A 19,085-nucleotide genomic window follows, 5' to 3' on the forward strand; every position below is an offset into this window, starting at 1 on the left:
TACTAAGAAAGCCTTAAGGTTTATATAAAAAGTTTGTTTAGATTTGATTAGTATCATTATCTTAGATGAATAAAAAGAACAGTTCAATGTTTTTGATACTTTTTCTCTGTATGTTGGTGAACAGATATATATTTTGATTTTTCAGGCGATACTATTTCCGATTAATACACTAACTCTAAAATCGTATGAATATCAGCCATTGCCGATTTAGAGCTAGGGTTACAAATTAATCTGAGCCATATTTTTGATATCGTTCTATTCTTTTCTTTTTTACTATCGACAATGAATGTAATGAGGTTTTCTTTTAAGGCAGTGTTCTTTATAAGGAGATTTGCTTTCTCTATCAAATCGAGGATATTTAACCGATTATCATCATTATAAAGTTTAATAACATCTAAATGATCACTAAAAGATAGATGATCATGATCTTTTATACGCATATCTACTACTAGAGTGTTTTTGAGTTGAATTTCTTCATTAAAATAACTTTGATCTATTACGTAGATCGGTAAACTCTTTTCTACCACTTTTAGGGATAATCTACCTTTCCTTTTTTTGATTGTTAAGCGTAGCCTTTTCATATAATTAAATGCATAGATTGTCCATTCTGTAAATAATGCCAGTAACAAGCTCGCAAATGGAATAATCATAAAAGGCTTTAAAATAAAATCAATTGGATTAAAAGTTATATTCCATAAATGAATATTTAAAAAATTTAGAATGGCAAATGGCATGATAAGATTTAGGATGATATAAAGAATGATTGAGTATTCTTTCCAACTATTTTTACCTAAAATATTAATCAAATTAACCATCTCCTTTTTTAGTAAGTCCGTTCATCAATTGTCTCCATTTTAACATAAAAGAACTTATTTTCTATAAAAACTATTAATCAAATTCTTTCATATATAGATAAGAATCTACATTCAATTTACATAATAGGATTGATTTTGTCTAAGTATGATTATTAGTATCGAATAAAGAGATTTACATATTTAGTAAAGCTCTCCGTGAGGCTTTCCACAGGCTCGATTGAAAACGATGTTCCTAATAAATCTCAACAAGCTCGAGTAGCCATTGTAAACAATAATACTGTCAATGCTACCGTTCGGGTTAAGGTATTCTCTTTGGATGGACTGAACATTTTAATCTTTGACAGGGGAAACCTCATTCTCTCCCCAGATTCATCAATTGAGAGCGTGGTAAGTGAAATTGGGGGGGAAGCGAATGGGAGATTCAATGCTCCAGTAATAAAGGTAAGGTGTTTTTCGACATTTTTGGTCAAGATGCGAACCAACGCTTTAATGTAAACCATCGGATAGTGCATGCCGAGATGAACATTACTTAAGCTGGGATGAAGACAAAACAGCGTGAGAAGGAAAGCCGGAAAGAAAGGCTTTCCTTTTTCTACATATACGCGTACTATGTCAAACAATTTTTTTAAAAATGGCTAGGGGAATCTTTTGCTGTACAACAAATCGTTTAGTCAGATGATTTTCTTTTAGTAGTGGTGAACATCCTTTAGTAGGGCTCATGAAGTTTCCAAAATGTGGCGCTGGTATGGTTCTGGGCAGAACGCAATCAAGTCTAAGTACAATATCTAAACAACAACGTCAAACACTTGAGCAAAACTATCCAAAATGGAAAAGTAAAGACATTACAGGCGTTGAGTTTATGGGAATGTTAGAGCTTAAGAAGAATTCCTTTTACAAAATCATTGGGGAGTATGAAAAAGCTTTGTAGGCACTCAAAAAGGGTGTCTATTGGGCATGTTATCACCAATAAAAAAAGTTTATTAAGCCAAATATGCCATAGCTCTTCCCTCCCCACAAGCTGGCATAATATTTAAGTTAGGAGGTTGTTCAAATAGAAATCCCCATAAAATAATATGGGGATTTAGTCTAAATACATATAAATACTTTAAGTTCAAAATCAACTATGTTCTTAGGTGATGTTCGCTGAACCATACCATAAGTAAATGTAAGGATATCTACTGAATGAAAGGGAGAAGAGAAATCAGGAATAATGATTTCTCTTTTTTTTGTTGTGAGACTTAAAAAAGAATAAAAAATTGAACTCTTTTAGGTGATTGCTAAAAAATTTGTAACTAAATTTGAATATTGAATTCAATCATCATCGCATCGGTTTTGTTTACTGTCATTTGTTTTTACGGTGTTTATGACAGTCAAAACATTGAGAAAAGGAATTATCACTGCATTGTTCTGGAATGCGTTCACATGGATTAAAGGTAGAATTAGTTAGAACCTCGTACGGTCTCATCATATCGTGATCTTCGTGTTCAAGAATGTGGCAGTGCCACGGATAGGTTCCAGTAAATGGACCAAAACGTGCAATAATTCGAGTAACTTCCCCGGGATTGGCACGAACAGTATCTTTCCATCCTCTCTCGTTTGGATCGGGTGGTATTGGTGGCCCGACTTTGAGGTTGGAACCATTTGGATCGCCAGTAAATACAGCACGATTCAAAATTTGAAAATTGACGAGGTGCAAGTGAATCGGGTGAGTGTCCAGTGTAGTATTATACAGCTCCCAAATTTCTATGGTTCCATTATATGGGGTTTCTGTAATGGGCTGATCCCACTCTAGGTTGTTTAATAATAGTTTTGGCCGCCCAAAATCATCGGTAGCTTCAACTAAAGTGTTTTTTCGTATGGTTATAGCATCCTGGGGATTCAGGTGTTCTAAACAGCTTAACTTTTGTGGGATTTGGCTTTTGTCAGGTTTGCGGCATGTTTGTTTGACGCGAAATTGCATGATCTGTCTGAGATCTTCAGAAGGACTATCACCGTTAGGGAACGGGGTTGATGCGTCATTTGTTAAGATAATACTTTGACCATTATGGTTTGAAAAATCGACAATGACATCGGCACGTTCAGCAGGTGCAAGGATGAGTTGAGATACTTTGATAGGTTTTTCTAAAAGTCCTCCGTCTGTGCCAATTTGGACAAAACTTTGACCAGAGCTCAACTGTATACGATAAAAACGAGAATTGGAGCCATTTAGGATGCGGAACCGGTATTTCCGTGGCTCAACCTCAAGATAAGGCCATACTTTTCCGTTGACTAAGATTGTACTACCAAAAAACTCTGGGACAATTGATGGATTTGGTAATGTAGGATCTGCTGGTGGGGGCGGTTGTGGTGCTGGCGGTGGCATATTTCCTGGCTGGGATGGATAGAATAGTTCACCATTAGCATAGAACGAACGATCTTGGATGACCAGCGGAATTTCAAATTTCCCACTAGGAAGACACAATTTTTTCTCTTCTTCATCTCTGAGAAGATAGAAGCCCGCAAGGCCTGCGTAAACGTTCAAACGAGTGATTCCAAGGGCGTGATCATGATACCAAAGTGTTGTAGGACGTTGACAGTTTGGATAGTAGTAGACTTTATTCACGAATGTCGGTCCAACGTTTTGAAAATCTCTTGTGAACCATGCCTCTGGATATCCGTCACTTTCTGGACGAACCCGACCTCCATGTAAATGGACAACCGTCCTAACAGGAGGTTTGTCTGGTTGCGCACCATGAACGGTTTGATCAACGGGCAGCAGGTGTTCAAAAGGCAATTTATTTTTCCATTGTACAAAAATAGGGTGATTTCTTTCTACTTCGAATGTAGGGCCAGGGTACATACCGTTGTAACCCCAGACGGTAGTTGGCGGCAAATCGCGATGTAATTTTTGTTTGACTTGCTCCATCGCTACTTCATAGAAGGGGATTCCATCACGGGTACCTTCTGGTTTTAAGACAGAAGGTATTGGTAATGCATCTACAAATTTTTTTAAAGACAATTAACTGCCTCCTTTTTAAAGAATCAAATATTGTTTATTATATATAATATGAATTTAATTGAAGTGGGTATAGACGAACTTCTAATAGGAAATGAGTGAAAAAGGCCTGAATTGTAAAAAAATAAAGAGTTTGGAACTATTTCCAAACCCTTTTTAGATTTAAGCCTTCTTGAATATAACCCCACACTGAAACTGGGCTCATTATCATCTGGTAAATTAGAATATAAGCTAGAAACCCTAAATTATTTTTTCTTATTTTTAAATCAAGATTTTTAAAAATGCGTTTTTGATATCGATACATAAAATAATTTTGTAAAATAGTTAAAGGTAGGACAAATAAGGTTGTAGGGCCAACAATCCAATAGTGTCCAAAAAATGCAAGAATAAGACCTGGCAACCAACAGAAAGTATACACTGTATCTAAATACGGCATAATAATATTACATCCTGTGAGATAGCGTACGTAAGAAATAGGATGTTCCCATGGTTTTATTAATTTTAAGCCCTCTATCATTCCTCTTGCCCATCTGCTTCTTTGTCTGCAAAAATGCTTCAATGATTCTGGCACATCAGTAAAAGCGACAGCAAGCGGCTCAAAATAAACTCTCCAATTATTGGATAAAAACTTCCATGTTAATACAATATCTTCCCCAATGGCGTCTGGCCATCCTCCTACTGCACGAACGGAATCTGTTTTATAAAGGGAAAAAGCTCCTTGTGCTACTAGAGTGCCTTGAAAAAGCCCTTGTAATCGTTTAACGCTGGCAATTCCCAAAAAATAGTCCCATTCTTGAATTTTTGCTAAAAAACCACCACGACTATTGCGAACAAGTACACTTCCAGCAACTGCACATACGTCTTGAGGGGCTGACATCATTCGGGCAACAATATATCGAATGGCTGATTTATGTAGTAAAGTATCTGCATCTAATGTAATTACAAGGTCTGTCTTTACATGTGAGAGACCAGTATTCAAGGCATGGTTTTTGCCAGGAGTAGATTCATGAACAATTGTTACATCTAAATTAAATTTTTTACCTGCAACCTTAGCCATTTCTGCGGTTTTATCTGTAGAATTATTATCAATTACAATAATATTTACCTTTCCTTGATAATCCTGATTTGCAATATAGCGAATCGTATCAAGAATTCCTTTTTCTTCGTTCCAACATGCTATAAGTATAGTAATGGGGTTTATTGGATTAGGCTCTTTTAATGGGGGCTGTCTATCAAGTAATAAACTAGACACCATAAACGCGTTCATATAACCAGGTATATAGGCAATTCCTGCAATAATAAGAATAGCAAATGGGACAGTTATGAAGAAACCCAAGTCTTTTACCCACGGTATGGAAAACCAAATAGATAAACACATCCATATGAACGCTACAATATGACTGATATAAAATTTATTTTTTATTGGAATATACAAATTTTTCGTTTTCTTAGGTTTTATATTTCGTAGAGTTTCCTCATTTGTCACTGGATTCATTTTATTTTCTCCTCTATCGATTTTATTTGAATAAATGTTTTATTCAAGATATATATTGTTTGAATATTGAGTATTATGGATGTTTATTGTAATTGTATCAAGTTATTGCCAATATTTCCATATTCATTCTCTCTTATTGTTTATATATCATATGAGAAGATGACATTAGAATTCAATAGGTGTAAGATATTTAAATTGTTTTGGATTTACTAAGTAACTTAGACGAAGGAGATAGGTGGGGGGGAAAAAACTCCCACTATGGGGAGTTTCATTTTATCAGATTTATTATTTTTTATTTCCAAAAGGTAGTCCAGATATGTAGCCAACTCCTCCGGTCTCCTGAATGCCTATACCTTGTTTCATTGCTTCTTCTAATTTAGTTTTGTCGACGGCTGTAATTTGTTTGCCCTCAAGGTCTTCACCTGGATGCTGATAGTTACTTAAGATATAACGGAAGCCGTTAGCATCGTCAACTGCTCTTAATCCTGTTGCTTCTGCGCCAGCAGTAACTGAAAGAATTCTTGATAGTTGCTTAGTTTTAACGTTATAAGCCCATACAAAGTTATTTGTGTGCATAGAGCTGTCTTCTCCAATGAATAGCGTGTTTAAATCGTTTGAGAAGGTTAAGTTATCAGGATTTGCTACCTTGTCTGGTGCAGCTGTATTTCCGTAGGCATCTGGAGCTTTCAAATCTTCCCCAATAATAAGTCCTTTCATACTAGCAGGTACGAATTCGCTCTCGATATGACGACCGCTGTTATCTTTTTGCCCTTCGTTTAAGTCTATCTGCCAAGTTACTCCAGAATTAATGGCAGGTAGTTGAATATCGTCTTGAATGCTGCCTTCTTGTTTTTGCATGCTTCCATTTTGATAAGACATTGCAATATACGCTTTTTTATCTTTCTCATTGACAGCGATTCCTTCCATTTTATTAAATTCAGATGTTGCACCTAATATAGCGCCATATCTGCGAGATTCTAGGAATGCAGCTGCTTTTTCCATTCCAGGTTTTACTTTAATGTACTCGACATTTTTATTTGCTGATGTTTTGATCGCTGTATAGCCAGCAGTAGGTTGAGTTGCTGTATCAAAAATATCACTGAACTTAACGCCTTTATCAATAATAGCTTTTATTTCCTTATCGGTTGAATGCCCCAACTTAATCCATTCTAAGTTTCCTGCACCGCCATTTTCAGTACTTGTTTGTTTAAATTTAGCTGCGTATAGCGTTCCTGCAGAAAAATCTTTCTTTTTATCTGCCACATACATAAACATCATCGTATTTCCGCCATCATCACCAAATATTGCTGTTTTATCATCAGGTAAAACTTGCATTAGTTCATGAGAAAATCTTCCCGTACTATAATGCTTAACAACAGAAGGTTCTCCTTGTGCATTGACGGAGATTTCAGGAATCCAGCCATAAAAGTAAGGGTTTGCTTTAGATTTATCACCAAAGTAGTAGTTAGCAAAGTTAGTAACAGCTTTATAAGAACTGGATGTAGGATCTTCAAATGAGCGTGCGTCAGGTTCATATTCTTCTGAACCAAGGTGAGTGTTCCAATCCGTTGTAGTTCCATTACATGGAGTCCAGAGACCATTTACGTTTGAAAAATCAATTTTTTTGGCGTTATTAACGGTTAATTCGCCAGTTTTTTTATTTTGATCAACTTGTGTAAGAGTCATAGATGCCGGTAGACCAGAAATTGAGTTTCCTGCATTATCTATTGAATCATATTCATAATGAGAGATGATGTAAGACTTTCCCGCGATCGTAATAAAACTATTGGAGTCAGGTGCATCAGAAATAAAATAAGAAGGCTTGTCTGGAACACTTTTATCGACAATTGGATTCCCTTTCACGTCAATAGGTGTGCCCGCTGGGATCATTTCACCTTTATTTTTTACAATTTTATCTTTGGATAAAAAAAGAGAGTTATAATCAAGAGGAGTTTCTTTCACACTTCCGTCTTTATAGGTGATTTTTACCTTAGCCTCTGAATAAGTTTTGACCATGTTTTCAATAGTAGTTGGAGCTTTCATAGAAGTAAATTCTACACGCTCTATTTGGTTGTGTTTTTGGGACTTAGAATTGTGATCAAAATCGGATGCAAAAGCCGGAATTGCAGCGGAAGCCATTATAGCCATAGAAAGACCAACTGAAACTGCTTTTTTCATAATGATTTGATTCCTCCTAATATTTTTAATAATTTTATTACAACATTAAATTATTAAGAGGGTATTAAGAAATATCTTGTAGTGTTGAGGATTTATTAAAATAACAATAAATTTATATAATGATTAATTGGACCTTCTAATAAATCATTTAAGGAGAAACGTTGAGATTTCAATTTATTAAAGCCACCGAGGAAATAGGTGGCTTTTTTAGTAGTTCACGAATTAAAAATAAATAGAATTAGGAATTCTTCATTTCATCCACTATTTTTTCTGCTAAACGTCGATACATGTTACTCATGGTTACGAAAGATGTAAGCAATAAGAACTTCTCAAAATTTTCATTTTCGAAGATAGCTGCTTCTGCTTTCACTTCGTCTACTCGATTGTTTACATCATTTTTAAAGTTTTTGATATTTGTTTCTGTTAGATGGAGGTAACTTTTATACAGAGCATCTAGTTCAAAATCGTCTTCGTGTACTAATTTTTCATTAATTTCAACTAATGAACTTTTTATGTCGTTAATAGAAAGTGCCCCTTTTAACTGATAAATTAAACTAATTAAGATTATATGCTCTTTAGAGTATTTTTTATTTTTAATAGGAAAAAACAGTTTTCCTTTTGCATAGTTGTTAATCATGGTTTTCGTTAGAACTTTTTCATCTTCATTTCTAGTTGTCATGTTGTAGCTATTTTCAAATAGCTGAACGACTTGATCTACATATAAATCTACGTTGGGGATATCCTCAAGTGTAATTTTTTGTTCTAAATGTAATGTTTCTAGTAAATCTTTTATATTTTCCATATGAAACCCTCACTTTTATAGGAATGATGTAAATTTTTATGCCGATATGCTCACCTCAAGGTTATGAGAAAACAAGGTGAGGGTGGCTGCTGGCATGTGCTAATTATCAGTAGGTGATAAAAGACGCTCACTGATGAAAGTTTCGCTTTATTAGTGATTATAACTTTCTGTGGTTATTCCTGTATATTTAATTATAGTATTATGAAACATATTTCTTGTAAATGTTGACCTTTAGGAATGATCACTATATAATTACATGTAGTTATCAAAACTACGTGTGATTATATAGGGGGTTGTTAATGTGAATTCTTATGTGAGAGAACCGGTTAATGCATTTACGCATTTTGGAGGTGCAATTTTATCATTTGTCGCACTTCTTGCCATGTTAGTGAAAGTTTCTATAGAAATGCCGTCTGTCACTACAGTTTCAGCGGTAATTTTGTTTGGAATGGGGATGATGATCCTCTACACTGCATCCACTGTATACCACATGGTTGTTGCAAATGATCGTGTTATTTATTTTTTTAGAAAACTGGATCATTCCATGATTTTTATGTTAATCGCAGGTACATATGCACCTTTTTGTTTAATTACGTTACAAGCTGACAAAGGTTTGCTATTGTTCATATTGGTGTACGCAACTGCTGTATGCGGAATTATTTTTAAAATGTTTTGGTTTAGCTGTCCTAGGTGGTTATCGACATCTATTTATCTTTTAATGGGATGGCTGATTATATTCTTTTTTGCTCCATTATCAGAAAATCTCAGTACAAATGGCCTCTTGCTATTGATATTGGGAGGGGTATTTTATACGATTGGCGGAGTTATTTATGGTGCAAAACCGAAATGGTTAGAATTTAAATATATGGGCCACCATGAAATTTTTCATATTTTTGTGTTACTCGGTAGCCTTGCTCACTTTTTATGTGTTTACTTCTATGTAATTTAGTATTTGGATAGGAATAAAGGTTAAGAAGCGATAAGAAACTTTACAGCTTAATGAATTTTTGTGTATAGAGTAGATGGATAAACTCACAAATATTGCGTAGAAAACTCCTATCCAAGGAAAAAAGGTAGGAGTTTTTTCGTTAAAAAAGAGCTATATTTTTATCCCGTATTAACGGGCAGTAAGACCCCCACTGATAGAAGTGCCATCTGATTGTAATGATTTTATAAATAAAGGTATTTTGTGGATTATATACTATTTTTTTTATCATTTATTTTTATACCGAATGCTGTTATTATATTGATATCGTTTTCATAATTTTAATGCATACCCTTTTGGAAGCGTTTAAATGGAAAATTATATGTACTTCAAATGTATTGTCTGTTGTAAGTTTTTCTAAATACAAGCAGTTCCTCTGCTACATGTTATTGGAGAAGAGGAATTGCTTTTTGTTGTTAAAACTATAAAAAATGAATGTATAATGTGAGGAGGTATCATTGTGAAAAACTGTTTTGTTTTTCACAAGAATATATATGGGTGATGTTGGATTATTGCTTTCCGGTGCAGTGCTTTTTTTAAATAGCCTTGTAATGCTAGGAAAAGCGGAAGAAAAGAGTATTGGTGTTTTTAATTTATTTGTAGGGATACTACAAATTATTATTCCTTTCTATTTAATTGTAGTTTCCGATCAAAGTAATTGGACAGTGTATTTATATGCAGCTACTTTTTTATTTGGTCTAACTTATTTATATGTAGGAGTTACTTTCATTGCCGGATTGAAGGGTGATGGTTTAGGCTGGTTTTCTCTTTGGGTAGCGATTATTGCGCTATTCTACATGATTGTAGCGATCGTACATTTTCACGATATCGTTAATGCGTTAACTTGGTTCATGTGGGCATTTTTATGGTTCTTGTTCTTTGTTTCTAATGTACAGAAAAAGAACATCAATCATTATATTGGAAAAATAGCTTTTGTACAGTCATGGGTTACGTTAACTTGCCCTGCTCTTCTTTCCCTTATAGGTGTATGGGAAACTTCTTATGTATATAATTTATGGATATGTATATCGATTCTTTCGATTATATATTTCTGTGTTTGTACGTTTAAGTTGAAAGGAAATGTAAACACTGTTCATAAAAATATAGATACGCACACGAGTTATTAGTCAATAGCTTTAAGTGAGCACTTTATAACCCTCCTACGAATTAATGAGTGTAAAATATTAATTCATAGGAGGGATTTTCTATTCCTTTTCTCAATTTTGTTTTAATTGCGGAAAATTCTAATTATTCCACGCTATCTTTACTATTTAAAAAGAAAAGACTTACAATAGATGAGGCGATATTTACTAATATTTAAAATTATGGGACGAAGGATGGATAAAATGAAAAAGATAATTTCTCGCTGTTTGTTAACTACAGCGTGTGTAATTGGATTTTCACAAACCCCTGCTTTTGCAGCGGAAAAAAATGAAGTTCCTAAATTACAAATACCAGTAATGAGTGACACACATATTTCTGGTGCAAATCAAGCTGATAATTTTGCTAAGGCATTACAGGAGTATAAGGAATTAGCTCCTAACTATAAAGCCTTGGCTGTTGTTGGTGATCTAACAGATCAGGGACTTGATTCGCAGTATGATGAATTTAATAGAATTTTAAATATGAATATGAACCCAAATGCGGAAAAGGTGCTTTCAATTGGGAATCATGAGTTATTTGAAATGAGATTTTGGCCTAAGCCTTGGATTACAAATAAAACATTAACAGATCGATTTGTTAATAAAACAGGCATGCCGGGTGTTTATTATGATAAATGGATAGAAGGGTATCATTTTATTTCACTTGGCGGAGAGGAAATGAACGAGAATGATTATGCAATCATTTCTGATGCACAGTACAGCTGGTTAGAAAAAACATTGCCAGTCCAAGCTGACCCGAAAAAGCCAATATTTGTTTTTTTACATCAACCTATTGATGATACAGTATATGGTAGCGATGAGTGGGGCGGTGGCCTAAGAGACGGTAGATTAGCTAATTTATTAAAAAAATATCCGCAAGTAATTTTATTCTCTGGTCATTTACATTATATGGCTGATCATGCAAAAACGGCATATCAAGATGGATTCACGATGGTGAATACAAGTGCAATTGCCTATACTGTGTATGAAGGTGGGTATGGCCCAGATAAATCTTCACAAGGACTACTTGTTAATGTTTATGATGATAAAGTAGAAATAAAAGCAAGAGAGTTTAGTAATCATACATGGGTTAACTCGTATACGATAAAAGTACCTTATGAGAAAACCATTGATGATACGGAAAAGCCTTCTTTCCAAAGTAATGCGAATATAAAAGTTGAAAATATAGTCGGGGATGAAATGACGATTTCGTGGGATCCTGCAATTGATAATACGCAAATTGATAAATACTACATTAAACAAGACGGTAAGAAGATACAAACTACATATGTGAAGTTTTGGGATAAAAACGCAAAAAATAACAGGGTTTCGGCAACCATTCCAAATATAAAGCCTAATACGAATTATCAATTTGAAATTGTAGCAGTAGATGCATGGGGCAATGAATCTAGTAATTCTTTAACTATTCAAGGTACGGCAACAAAACAAGCAGGCTGGATACAAAGGGATGGAAAATGGTATTACTTAGATGAAGTCACTGGTGAAAAGAAAACAGGTTGGGTTCAATCTGACGGAAAATGGTACTACTTAGATAAAGATGGAGTTATGCAAACAGGCTGGGTTGAACAAACTTGGAAGTGGTATTATTTCGGACAAGATGGAGCGATGCAAACGGGTTGGATTCAATCTAATGGAAAATGGTATTATGCCACGGATACAGGTATGATGCAAACAGGGTGGCTTAATCTGAATGGGAAATGGTACTATCTTGCAGAGAACGGAGCAATGCAAACGGGTGTACTTTCATATGGAAGTTCTAAGTATTATTTAGATAAAGATGGAGTTATGCAAACAGGCTGGGTAAAAGAAGGGAACATGAGATACTACCTAGACAGCAATGGAATCATGCAAACAGGTTGGATGCAAGACGGTAATACGAAATATTACTTAGATAGTAGCGGAGTAGCGAAAACAGGTTGGTTGTTGCTTGAAAACAAATGGTATTACCTAGACAGTAATGGAGCAGTGCAAACAGGTTGGTTACAAAGCGGAAATACATGGTATTACTTAGATAAAGACGGAGCAATGAAAACAGGTTGGTTACAAAGCGGAAATACATGGTACTATCTAGATAAAGATGGAGCGATGAAAACAGGTTGGTTACAAAGTGGAAATACATGGTACTACCTAGATAGTAATGGAGCAATGAAAACAGGTTGGTTGCAAAGCGGAAACAGTTGGTATTATTTAGATAGTAATGGGGTCATGCAAACAGGTTGGTTAGAGATAAACGGAAAATATTATTACTTTGATCATACAGGTGTATGGCGCCCTTAAAAAGTATCTTAATAGTTTAGAAGATATTATGTAAGAGAGAAAAGAATGAATAGCATTCTTTTCTCCTTTTATTTCAAATTGATGATATTAAGATTTTCAGCTTTTGATTATGGTTTTGTTATTCATTACAATTCGGAAGAAGGAATATCGGGTAAAGGATCAGGAATGTTATTTCGTGTTCTAGAATTTCATATGAATGAGCCTTTTATAAGGATAACAAACTATTGGTAGAAACAGATTTCTATTAATAGTTTGTTTTTTTATGTTACATTGATTTAGATAATATCTTTTTAATTGAAATTTACCAGTAAAACTTTTTGTTCAGTTTACAAGAATGCGTTCTGAAAGTACCTTTTATATTGTAAAATGAAATTAGTATGAATTATAAGGACAGGAGAGGTTAAGCTTCGATTATGCAAATAAAAAACCTGTTTCAAAGTAAAGGATTTCAGAGGTTAGCTATATTAGGGTTACTTGTGCTTGTTTTATATGGATTGAAAAGTATGTTTAATTTAATCTTAATTACATTTATTTTTACGTATTTAATGGACCGGTTTCAAAAATTTATTTCTCGTAAACTGGAACATTTTTTACCGATTAATAGAAAAATGATTATTGCATTTCTATATATAGCATTAGTTAGTGGGATTGTTATCACATTATACAAATATGTACCAGTTCTAATGATACAAATTACACAGCTCGTGTATCAGTTTAATGTATTTGTACGAAATCCACCTGATAATGAAGTAATTAGATATTTAGTTTCTACAATTGATCATATAGAATTATCGAAGTATGTGAATCAAGGTGTGAACATCATTTATAGTTCGTTAGCAAACGTTGGGAAAGTAAGCTTGCAAGTTTTACTTTCACTCATTTTAAGCTTATTTTTCTTGCTAGAGAAATCAAGAATTGTTGCGTTTACATCAAAGTTTAAAGACAGTAAATTAGCTGTTTTTCATAATGAAATTGAGTATTTTGGAAGAAAATTTGCTCGCTCATTTGGAAAAGTGATTGAAGCACAATTTCTTATTGCTATTGTAAATTGTGTGTTGTCTGTTATCGGGCTTTGGATTTTAGGTTTTCCACAGTTGCTCGGATTAGCTTTAATGATTTTCTTACTTGGTCTGATTCCTGTTGCGGGTGTCATTATTTCACTATTTCCTCTTTGTGTGATTGCTTACAATATTGGTGGTATTGTATATGTCGTATACATTTTAATTATGGTGACAATCATTCATGCAATTGAAAGTTATTTCTTAAATCCAAAGTTTATGTCAGAGAAAACAAATTTACCTATTTTTTATACATTTATGATTTTAATTTTCTCTGAACATTTCTTAGGGGTTTGGGGATTAATTATAGGGATTCCAGTCTTTATGTTTTTACTAGATGTGTTAGAAGTAACGAGTGATGAAAAAGAAGAGTCTGTAAATAAGGAATAAATAACTGTTAAAAAAGCATCTGTTCTTGATGCTTTTTTTAATCCCACTATTCACGGGCTGAGAAAACAAAGAAAATAGGTGTGGGATAACTGCTGGCATGTGTCCGATTGATAGAAGTTTTTTATCATTGGGGAAGGAAAAACCTCCCTAATGAGGGAAGTTTCACTTTATAATTTATACTTTGATATGCCATACTGTAAGAAAAAGATAGTGGGGTGTAGAAATGACTGTAAACGAGAAATATAAACTTGCAACATTTGCTGGGGGATGTTTTTGGTGTATGGTGTCGCCATTTGAAGAGATGGACGGCATTATAAAGGTTGTATCTGGGTATACAGGTGGTCATAAGGAAAATCCAACGTATAAAGAAGTTTGCTCAGAGACAACGGGACATTATGAAGCTGTACAAATTACTTTTGATCCGAATCGTATGCCATATGAACAATTACTGCATTTATATTGGCAACAAATTGATCCAACAGATGTTGGAGGTCAATTTCATGATCGTGGACAATCTTATGAAACAGTCATTTTTTATCATAGTGAAGAGCAGCGTGAAAAGGCTGAAGCATCAAAGCTTGATTTAGAGAAAAGTGGGCGATTTTCAAAGCCAATTGTTACGAAAATTTTACCGGCTGCAACATTCTATCTTGCTGAAGAATATCATCAAGATTATCATAAAAAAAATTCGTTTCGATATGCATTATATCGTCAAGGATCTGGGCGTGATGCATTTATAAAAAAATATTGGCCAAAGGACAATTCTCATCTAAAAGAAGGATTAACAGAGATGCAATTTTATGTTACGCAGGAAAATGGGACAGAACCGCCTTTTCAAAATGAATATTGGAACCATAAAGAAGAAGGTATTTACGTTGATGTTGTTTCAGGAGAGCCTTTATTTAGTTCATTAGATAAATTTGATAGTGGTTGTGGATGGCCAAGCTTTACAAAACCGATGTTATCAGCAAGTATAAAAGAGAAAATAGATGTAAGCCATAATATGACGAGAACGGAAGTGCGCAGCAAAGATGCAGATTCACACTTAGGACATGTATTCCCGGATGGACCAGGACCAAATGGTCTACGCTATTGCATTAACTCTGCTGCACTGCGCTTTATCCCTAAAGAGGATTTAGAAAAAGAAGGATACGGAGATTTTCTAATTTTATTTGGAAATAAAAAATAATCTCATTTTGAGGTTATTTTTTTATTTAATTTTATCCCGCTATTCGAGGGCAGTAAGACCCCCACTGACGGAATTTCACTTTATAGAGGTTACGGTTTAGTTTCTGTATAGAATTCATAATTAAAGGGGAAAAATTACATTTTTATATGTTAAATTTTTCATAATTTTGATATTATAGTTAAGCTGAAGAGGGAGAAGAACATGATAAAAAAAGTGTTAGGAATATTATTATCAGCTACGTTTATTATTCCAACTATTTCTTATGCACAAACAGATGTAAAGGCTTCTACAGGTCAAAGGATATAGTTGTTCAAGCGGCAGTTCAGAAAACAGGTTGGCAACAAGAAAATGGCTATTGATATTATTACGGAGCAGATGGCAAGAAGAAAAAAGGCTGGTTTTATGATGAAAAGAATACGTACTATTTAGATGAATATACTGGTGCGCGTGAAACAGGCTGGATACAACTAAATGGTAATTGGTATTATTTGGATGGTTCTGGAGCAAGACAAAAAGGATGGAAATATATCGGGGGTAGCTAGTACTATTTCAATAGATATGATGGGTCGATGGAATCAAATACATATATTGATGGATACTATTTAGGATCTACTGGTGCAATGCAGTAAGAATGATAGTAGAGAACACCAATGAAAGATTTTCATGAGTGTTTTTACATATGTAATGATGGAAGGAAGATATCAACAACCACCTGTTTTCTTTATACCAGTAAGAAAACAGGTGGTTAGTATTAGTAAGATAGTAATATTATTTTTTAGATGCGAATATCTTTGGTATCAATTGGTGAATAACGTATATACCATAGCTTTGAATAATGAAAAAGCTAGGGATGATGAAATAACGGTATCTTGTTTGTACTTCGATTAGGAAATGAACGCATACATATCCAATAATGAGAAGCAAGAACAAGGTATATTGAAGGTTTTTTTCGTTCTGTACAAGCAAAGATAGTAATCCGACCACGCCGAACAGCATAGTAGCAACGTATATGTATTTCTCATATTCCATAGATTTATCTTTTAACTTCTCTTTATTTAACTGGCCTAAGCTCCAGTAACCAGAAGCATCAATATCTCCCCACATATAAGAAAACTTATCTCCAAAGAGCTCTAATACTTTTTCCTTATCTGCAAGTCGTTTTTTAATGATTTTCTTTTCTTCTGCTTTTCGTTCTTCACCTATCTCTAGGTTCATAACATGGTTTGCATCTTCAGTGGAGTATGTTCCTTTTGTTTCGTGATTAAATCCTAATACAAATTTCCAAAGGGGATCACGATTTGATAAAGGATATTTTGTAATTCCTGCTGCTATAAAAGATGCGATTATAAGATAATGAACAGTATAGAATATGATAATAACACCAGTTAGTTTTTTTGTAGTGCTGAGCATGGTTTGTTTATCTTTTCCAAGAAGGCCATCGAGGAAGAAGTAAATTGCGACTGCTAATAAAATGAGCATACCTAGAGGACGCATTAAATCACCAAAGGATAGGATAATACCTATGAAAATCCACATATACTTACTGCTTAATCCTCTTGTTATCAATAAGTAGAAGCCTAAATAAAATAGAAACGTGGCAAGATGTTGGTTTGTTAATATAGAACTCATCATGATGCTCGGAATATAGAAGGCATATAAAATTCCAGCGATACGCCCAGACCACTCATTAAAAATTTTTGATGTAATGCTGTATACAAATAGTGTAGTTCCTGTGCAATACAAGATATTTAAAAATTTTAAGATGAACGTACTGTCACCAAATAATTTTATAATGAAAGCTTCATACATTGTGAATCCAAGTTGATACACCCATGTGGTATAGTAGGAAGAATTTGTAAAACTGAAATCACCTTTAGCAGCTTGTATAGCACTTTCATACATGACCGCAAAGTCGGATTCGATGGGTGTAGGAACTTTAATAATCCAAATAAATCGAATCGTAAAAGCACAAACTGTTAGTAAAAGAATAAAAGTAAATCGCGAGAGAAATTTATTAGCGAGGTAACTTAATAAGACGAGTAGAATCATAATAAATATAATAATTGGTCCACTTATAAGAGTTCTAATTTGTAAAATTTCTTTTATAGCCCAATAAGAGTTCCATATAGCAAAGGAAAAAATAATAAGACACAATACAATTAAAAATTTTCCTAATAAATGGCTTAATCGACTCCATTGTATATTTAACATAGATTTTTTGACACTCCTTATCGTTGTGAGTTTCTAAGTTAAATCCATTACTTACATTTTTAGCGATATGTGTAAAAGAATATATCATACATAAGGATACTGTTTTTCAATAAATAGGTAAAACGTCATGAAATCATACTATTTTTTACTTCTGTTTTTGCTTTATGCTTGTAAAGTAAAATTTCTATTGTTGAGAGAATTACCGCTCATTATTAGTAAGATAAACATGAAAATAGGCTGTTAAGAAGAAACTCTTAACAACCTACGCATATAGTAAATTTCAATTAAGATTATTTGTGTACTTATGGAACGAGTTTGTTTAAAACAGGAATCTTTTTCAAAATCCATGCAATCAGGGTACTTATGACTAATGTAATGATTACCTTACAAGGAATGGAGAAGATTGGGTGCATTGCATTTCCAATAGATTGGAATAAATTTTTTTCAAATACTATGAGTACTAGCATATGAGCTAAATAAATTCCAAAGCTTGTGTTATTAATAATATTTCCGATAAAAGAAAGCTGCTCTTTTTTACGGGATAACTCATATTTTCCAAATAAGAATAGCCCAACTGTTACTAAAAATACATTAGGTGAGAAGTATTCATACCAATATTCATTCAGTTGTCCGCCAGCTTTTCTTGTATAATAATAGGTTAATACAAATGTAGCAACTAGTCCGAGCAGACTGCCTACATAAGATAACTTTCTCCATTTTGGTGTAATTTCATAATTTGCTAAATAATATCCTAAGATAAAATAACCTACATAATTTGATACATAATATAGTTCAACGTTAAAGCTATAACCAAAGAAATAGTTCATCCATTTTACAATAATAGATGCATAAAACCAAAGAAGTAAAAAATAGTGAATATCTTTTTTTGAAGCGTGCTGTATAAAGATTTTTACTAATGGTGCAATCAAGTATAAACCAAGTATCATATAAAGGAACCAAAGGTGATAGCTAATTCCATTTTTCAGGAATGCCTTAATGAATGTCTTGATAGAAAGATCAAAAGCACCTTGGGAATACCAATATAAAAAATAAATAATACTCCATCCTATTAATGGAATGAAAACTTTGCTAATACGTTTTGATAGGAATTGGGTATATGCGATTTCTTTAGAACTACTTAATAATAATGTTCCGCTAATCATGACAAACATAGGAACTGCGAAGCGTGAGAAACTTTCAAATAAATTACCAGATAACCAGTATGATCGCCCGTCGTATAAATTAGCAGATACGGTTGAAGATGAAACATGTATTGTTACAACAGCTATTGTAGCAATAACTCGCAACCAATCTAGATATAAAACCCGTTTCATAACTTTACTCCTCCAAATAAAATTTCTCCCGCTATTTGGGGGCAGTAAGACTTCCATCTCAAGTTTAGAGAGAAGCGAAGAAGATAGTTAGGGATAACTGCCCGTAAAAGCTCGCCCGATTGAGTTTTCCATCAGTGGAGAATGAAGAATCACTACTAATGGAAATTGCACTTTATTTTTAAAATAGGGGTTA

At 33.8% G+C, this 19,085-nt stretch carries 13 protein-coding genes and 1 pseudogene; 7 read left to right on the top strand and 7 right to left on the bottom strand.

Annotated features, from left to right (window positions below; translation table 11 throughout):
- Positions 1-161: 161 nt before the first annotated feature.
- Entirely contained in the window at positions 162-806 is a 645-nt protein-coding gene (locus ACFQZ1_RS01400; protein WP_377880317.1) for a hypothetical protein, read from the bottom strand.
- Between the two features lie 727 nt (positions 807-1,533).
- On the opposite strand from ACFQZ1_RS01400, the gene ACFQZ1_RS01405 reads away from it, so the two are divergent.
- Positions 1,534-1,743, top strand: coding sequence for a hypothetical protein (locus ACFQZ1_RS01405; protein ID WP_377880318.1), 210 nt, complete (start codon positions 1,534-1,536; stop codon positions 1,741-1,743).
- Positions 1,744-2,157: 414 nt separating this feature from the next.
- Here the strand turns inward: ACFQZ1_RS01405 and ACFQZ1_RS01410 are convergent, their stop codons facing one another.
- The 4 genes from ACFQZ1_RS01410 to ACFQZ1_RS01425 form a co-directional block, all read right to left on the bottom strand.
- Positions 2,158-3,813: a multicopper oxidase family protein gene (locus ACFQZ1_RS01410; RefSeq protein ID WP_377880319.1), complete on the bottom strand. Its 1,656-nt coding sequence runs from the start codon at positions 3,811-3,813 to the stop codon at positions 2,158-2,160.
- A gap of 136 nt (positions 3,814-3,949) precedes the next feature.
- A complete protein-coding gene (locus tag ACFQZ1_RS01415) occupies positions 3,950-5,305 on the bottom strand; it encodes a glycosyltransferase family 2 protein (RefSeq protein WP_377880320.1) in 1,356 nt (451 codons plus the stop codon).
- Between the two features lie 285 nt (positions 5,306-5,590).
- A complete protein-coding gene (locus ACFQZ1_RS01420) occupies positions 5,591-7,483 on the bottom strand; it encodes a PhoX family protein (RefSeq protein ID WP_377880321.1) in 1,893 nt (630 codons plus the stop codon).
- Positions 7,484-7,721: 238 nt separating this feature from the next.
- Positions 7,722-8,285 (bottom strand): DUF1836 domain-containing protein, encoded by a 564-nt coding sequence (locus ACFQZ1_RS01425; RefSeq protein ID WP_377880322.1) that lies wholly within the window; start codon positions 8,283-8,285, stop codon positions 7,722-7,724.
- Between the two features lie 301 nt (positions 8,286-8,586).
- Between ACFQZ1_RS01425 and trhA the strand changes: the two genes are divergently transcribed.
- The 6 genes and pseudogenes from trhA to ACFQZ1_RS01455 form a co-directional block, all read left to right on the top strand.
- A complete protein-coding gene (gene trhA / locus ACFQZ1_RS01430) occupies positions 8,587-9,234 on the top strand; it encodes a PAQR family membrane homeostasis protein TrhA (RefSeq protein WP_377880323.1) in 648 nt (215 codons plus the stop codon).
- 530 nt (positions 9,235-9,764) lie between these two features.
- Positions 9,765-10,397 (top strand): AmiS/UreI family transporter, encoded by a 633-nt coding sequence (locus ACFQZ1_RS01435; RefSeq protein WP_377880324.1) that lies wholly within the window; start codon positions 9,765-9,767, stop codon positions 10,395-10,397.
- Positions 10,398-10,616: 219 nt separating this feature from the next.
- The gene (locus ACFQZ1_RS01440) at positions 10,617-12,710 is read left to right on the top strand and encodes a fibronectin type III domain-containing protein (protein ID WP_377880325.1); all 2,094 of its coding nucleotides are present in this window, start codon (positions 10,617-10,619) and stop codon (positions 12,708-12,710) included.
- Between the two features lie 413 nt (positions 12,711-13,123).
- On the top strand, positions 13,124-14,158 hold the full coding sequence (locus ACFQZ1_RS01445) for an AI-2E family transporter (protein WP_377880326.1): 1,035 nt from the start codon (positions 13,124-13,126) through the stop codon (positions 14,156-14,158).
- A gap of 223 nt (positions 14,159-14,381) precedes the next feature.
- The gene (gene msrB / locus ACFQZ1_RS01450) at positions 14,382-15,347 is read left to right on the top strand and encodes a peptide-methionine (R)-S-oxide reductase MsrB (RefSeq protein WP_377880327.1); all 966 of its coding nucleotides are present in this window, start codon (positions 14,382-14,384) and stop codon (positions 15,345-15,347) included.
- 452 nt (positions 15,348-15,799) lie between these two features.
- Positions 15,800-15,889: pseudogene (locus tag ACFQZ1_RS01455) on the top strand (hypothetical protein); the annotation flags it as partial.
- Between the two features lie 226 nt (positions 15,890-16,115).
- Here ACFQZ1_RS01455 and ACFQZ1_RS01460 read toward each other — a convergent pair.
- Positions 16,116-17,558: a glycosyltransferase family 39 protein gene (locus ACFQZ1_RS01460; protein ID WP_377880328.1), complete on the bottom strand. Its 1,443-nt coding sequence runs from the start codon at positions 17,556-17,558 to the stop codon at positions 16,116-16,118.
- A gap of 302 nt (positions 17,559-17,860) precedes the next feature.
- A complete protein-coding gene (locus ACFQZ1_RS01465; RefSeq protein WP_377880329.1) occupies positions 17,861-18,892 on the bottom strand; it encodes an acyltransferase in 1,032 nt (343 codons plus the stop codon).
- Positions 18,893-19,085 lie beyond the last annotated feature (193 nt).

It is taken from the genome of Bacillus sp. CGMCC 1.60114, assembly GCF_042676365.1.
Classification (GTDB): domain Bacteria; phylum Bacillota; class Bacilli; order Bacillales; family Bacillaceae_G; genus Bacillus_A; species Bacillus_A rhizoplanae_A.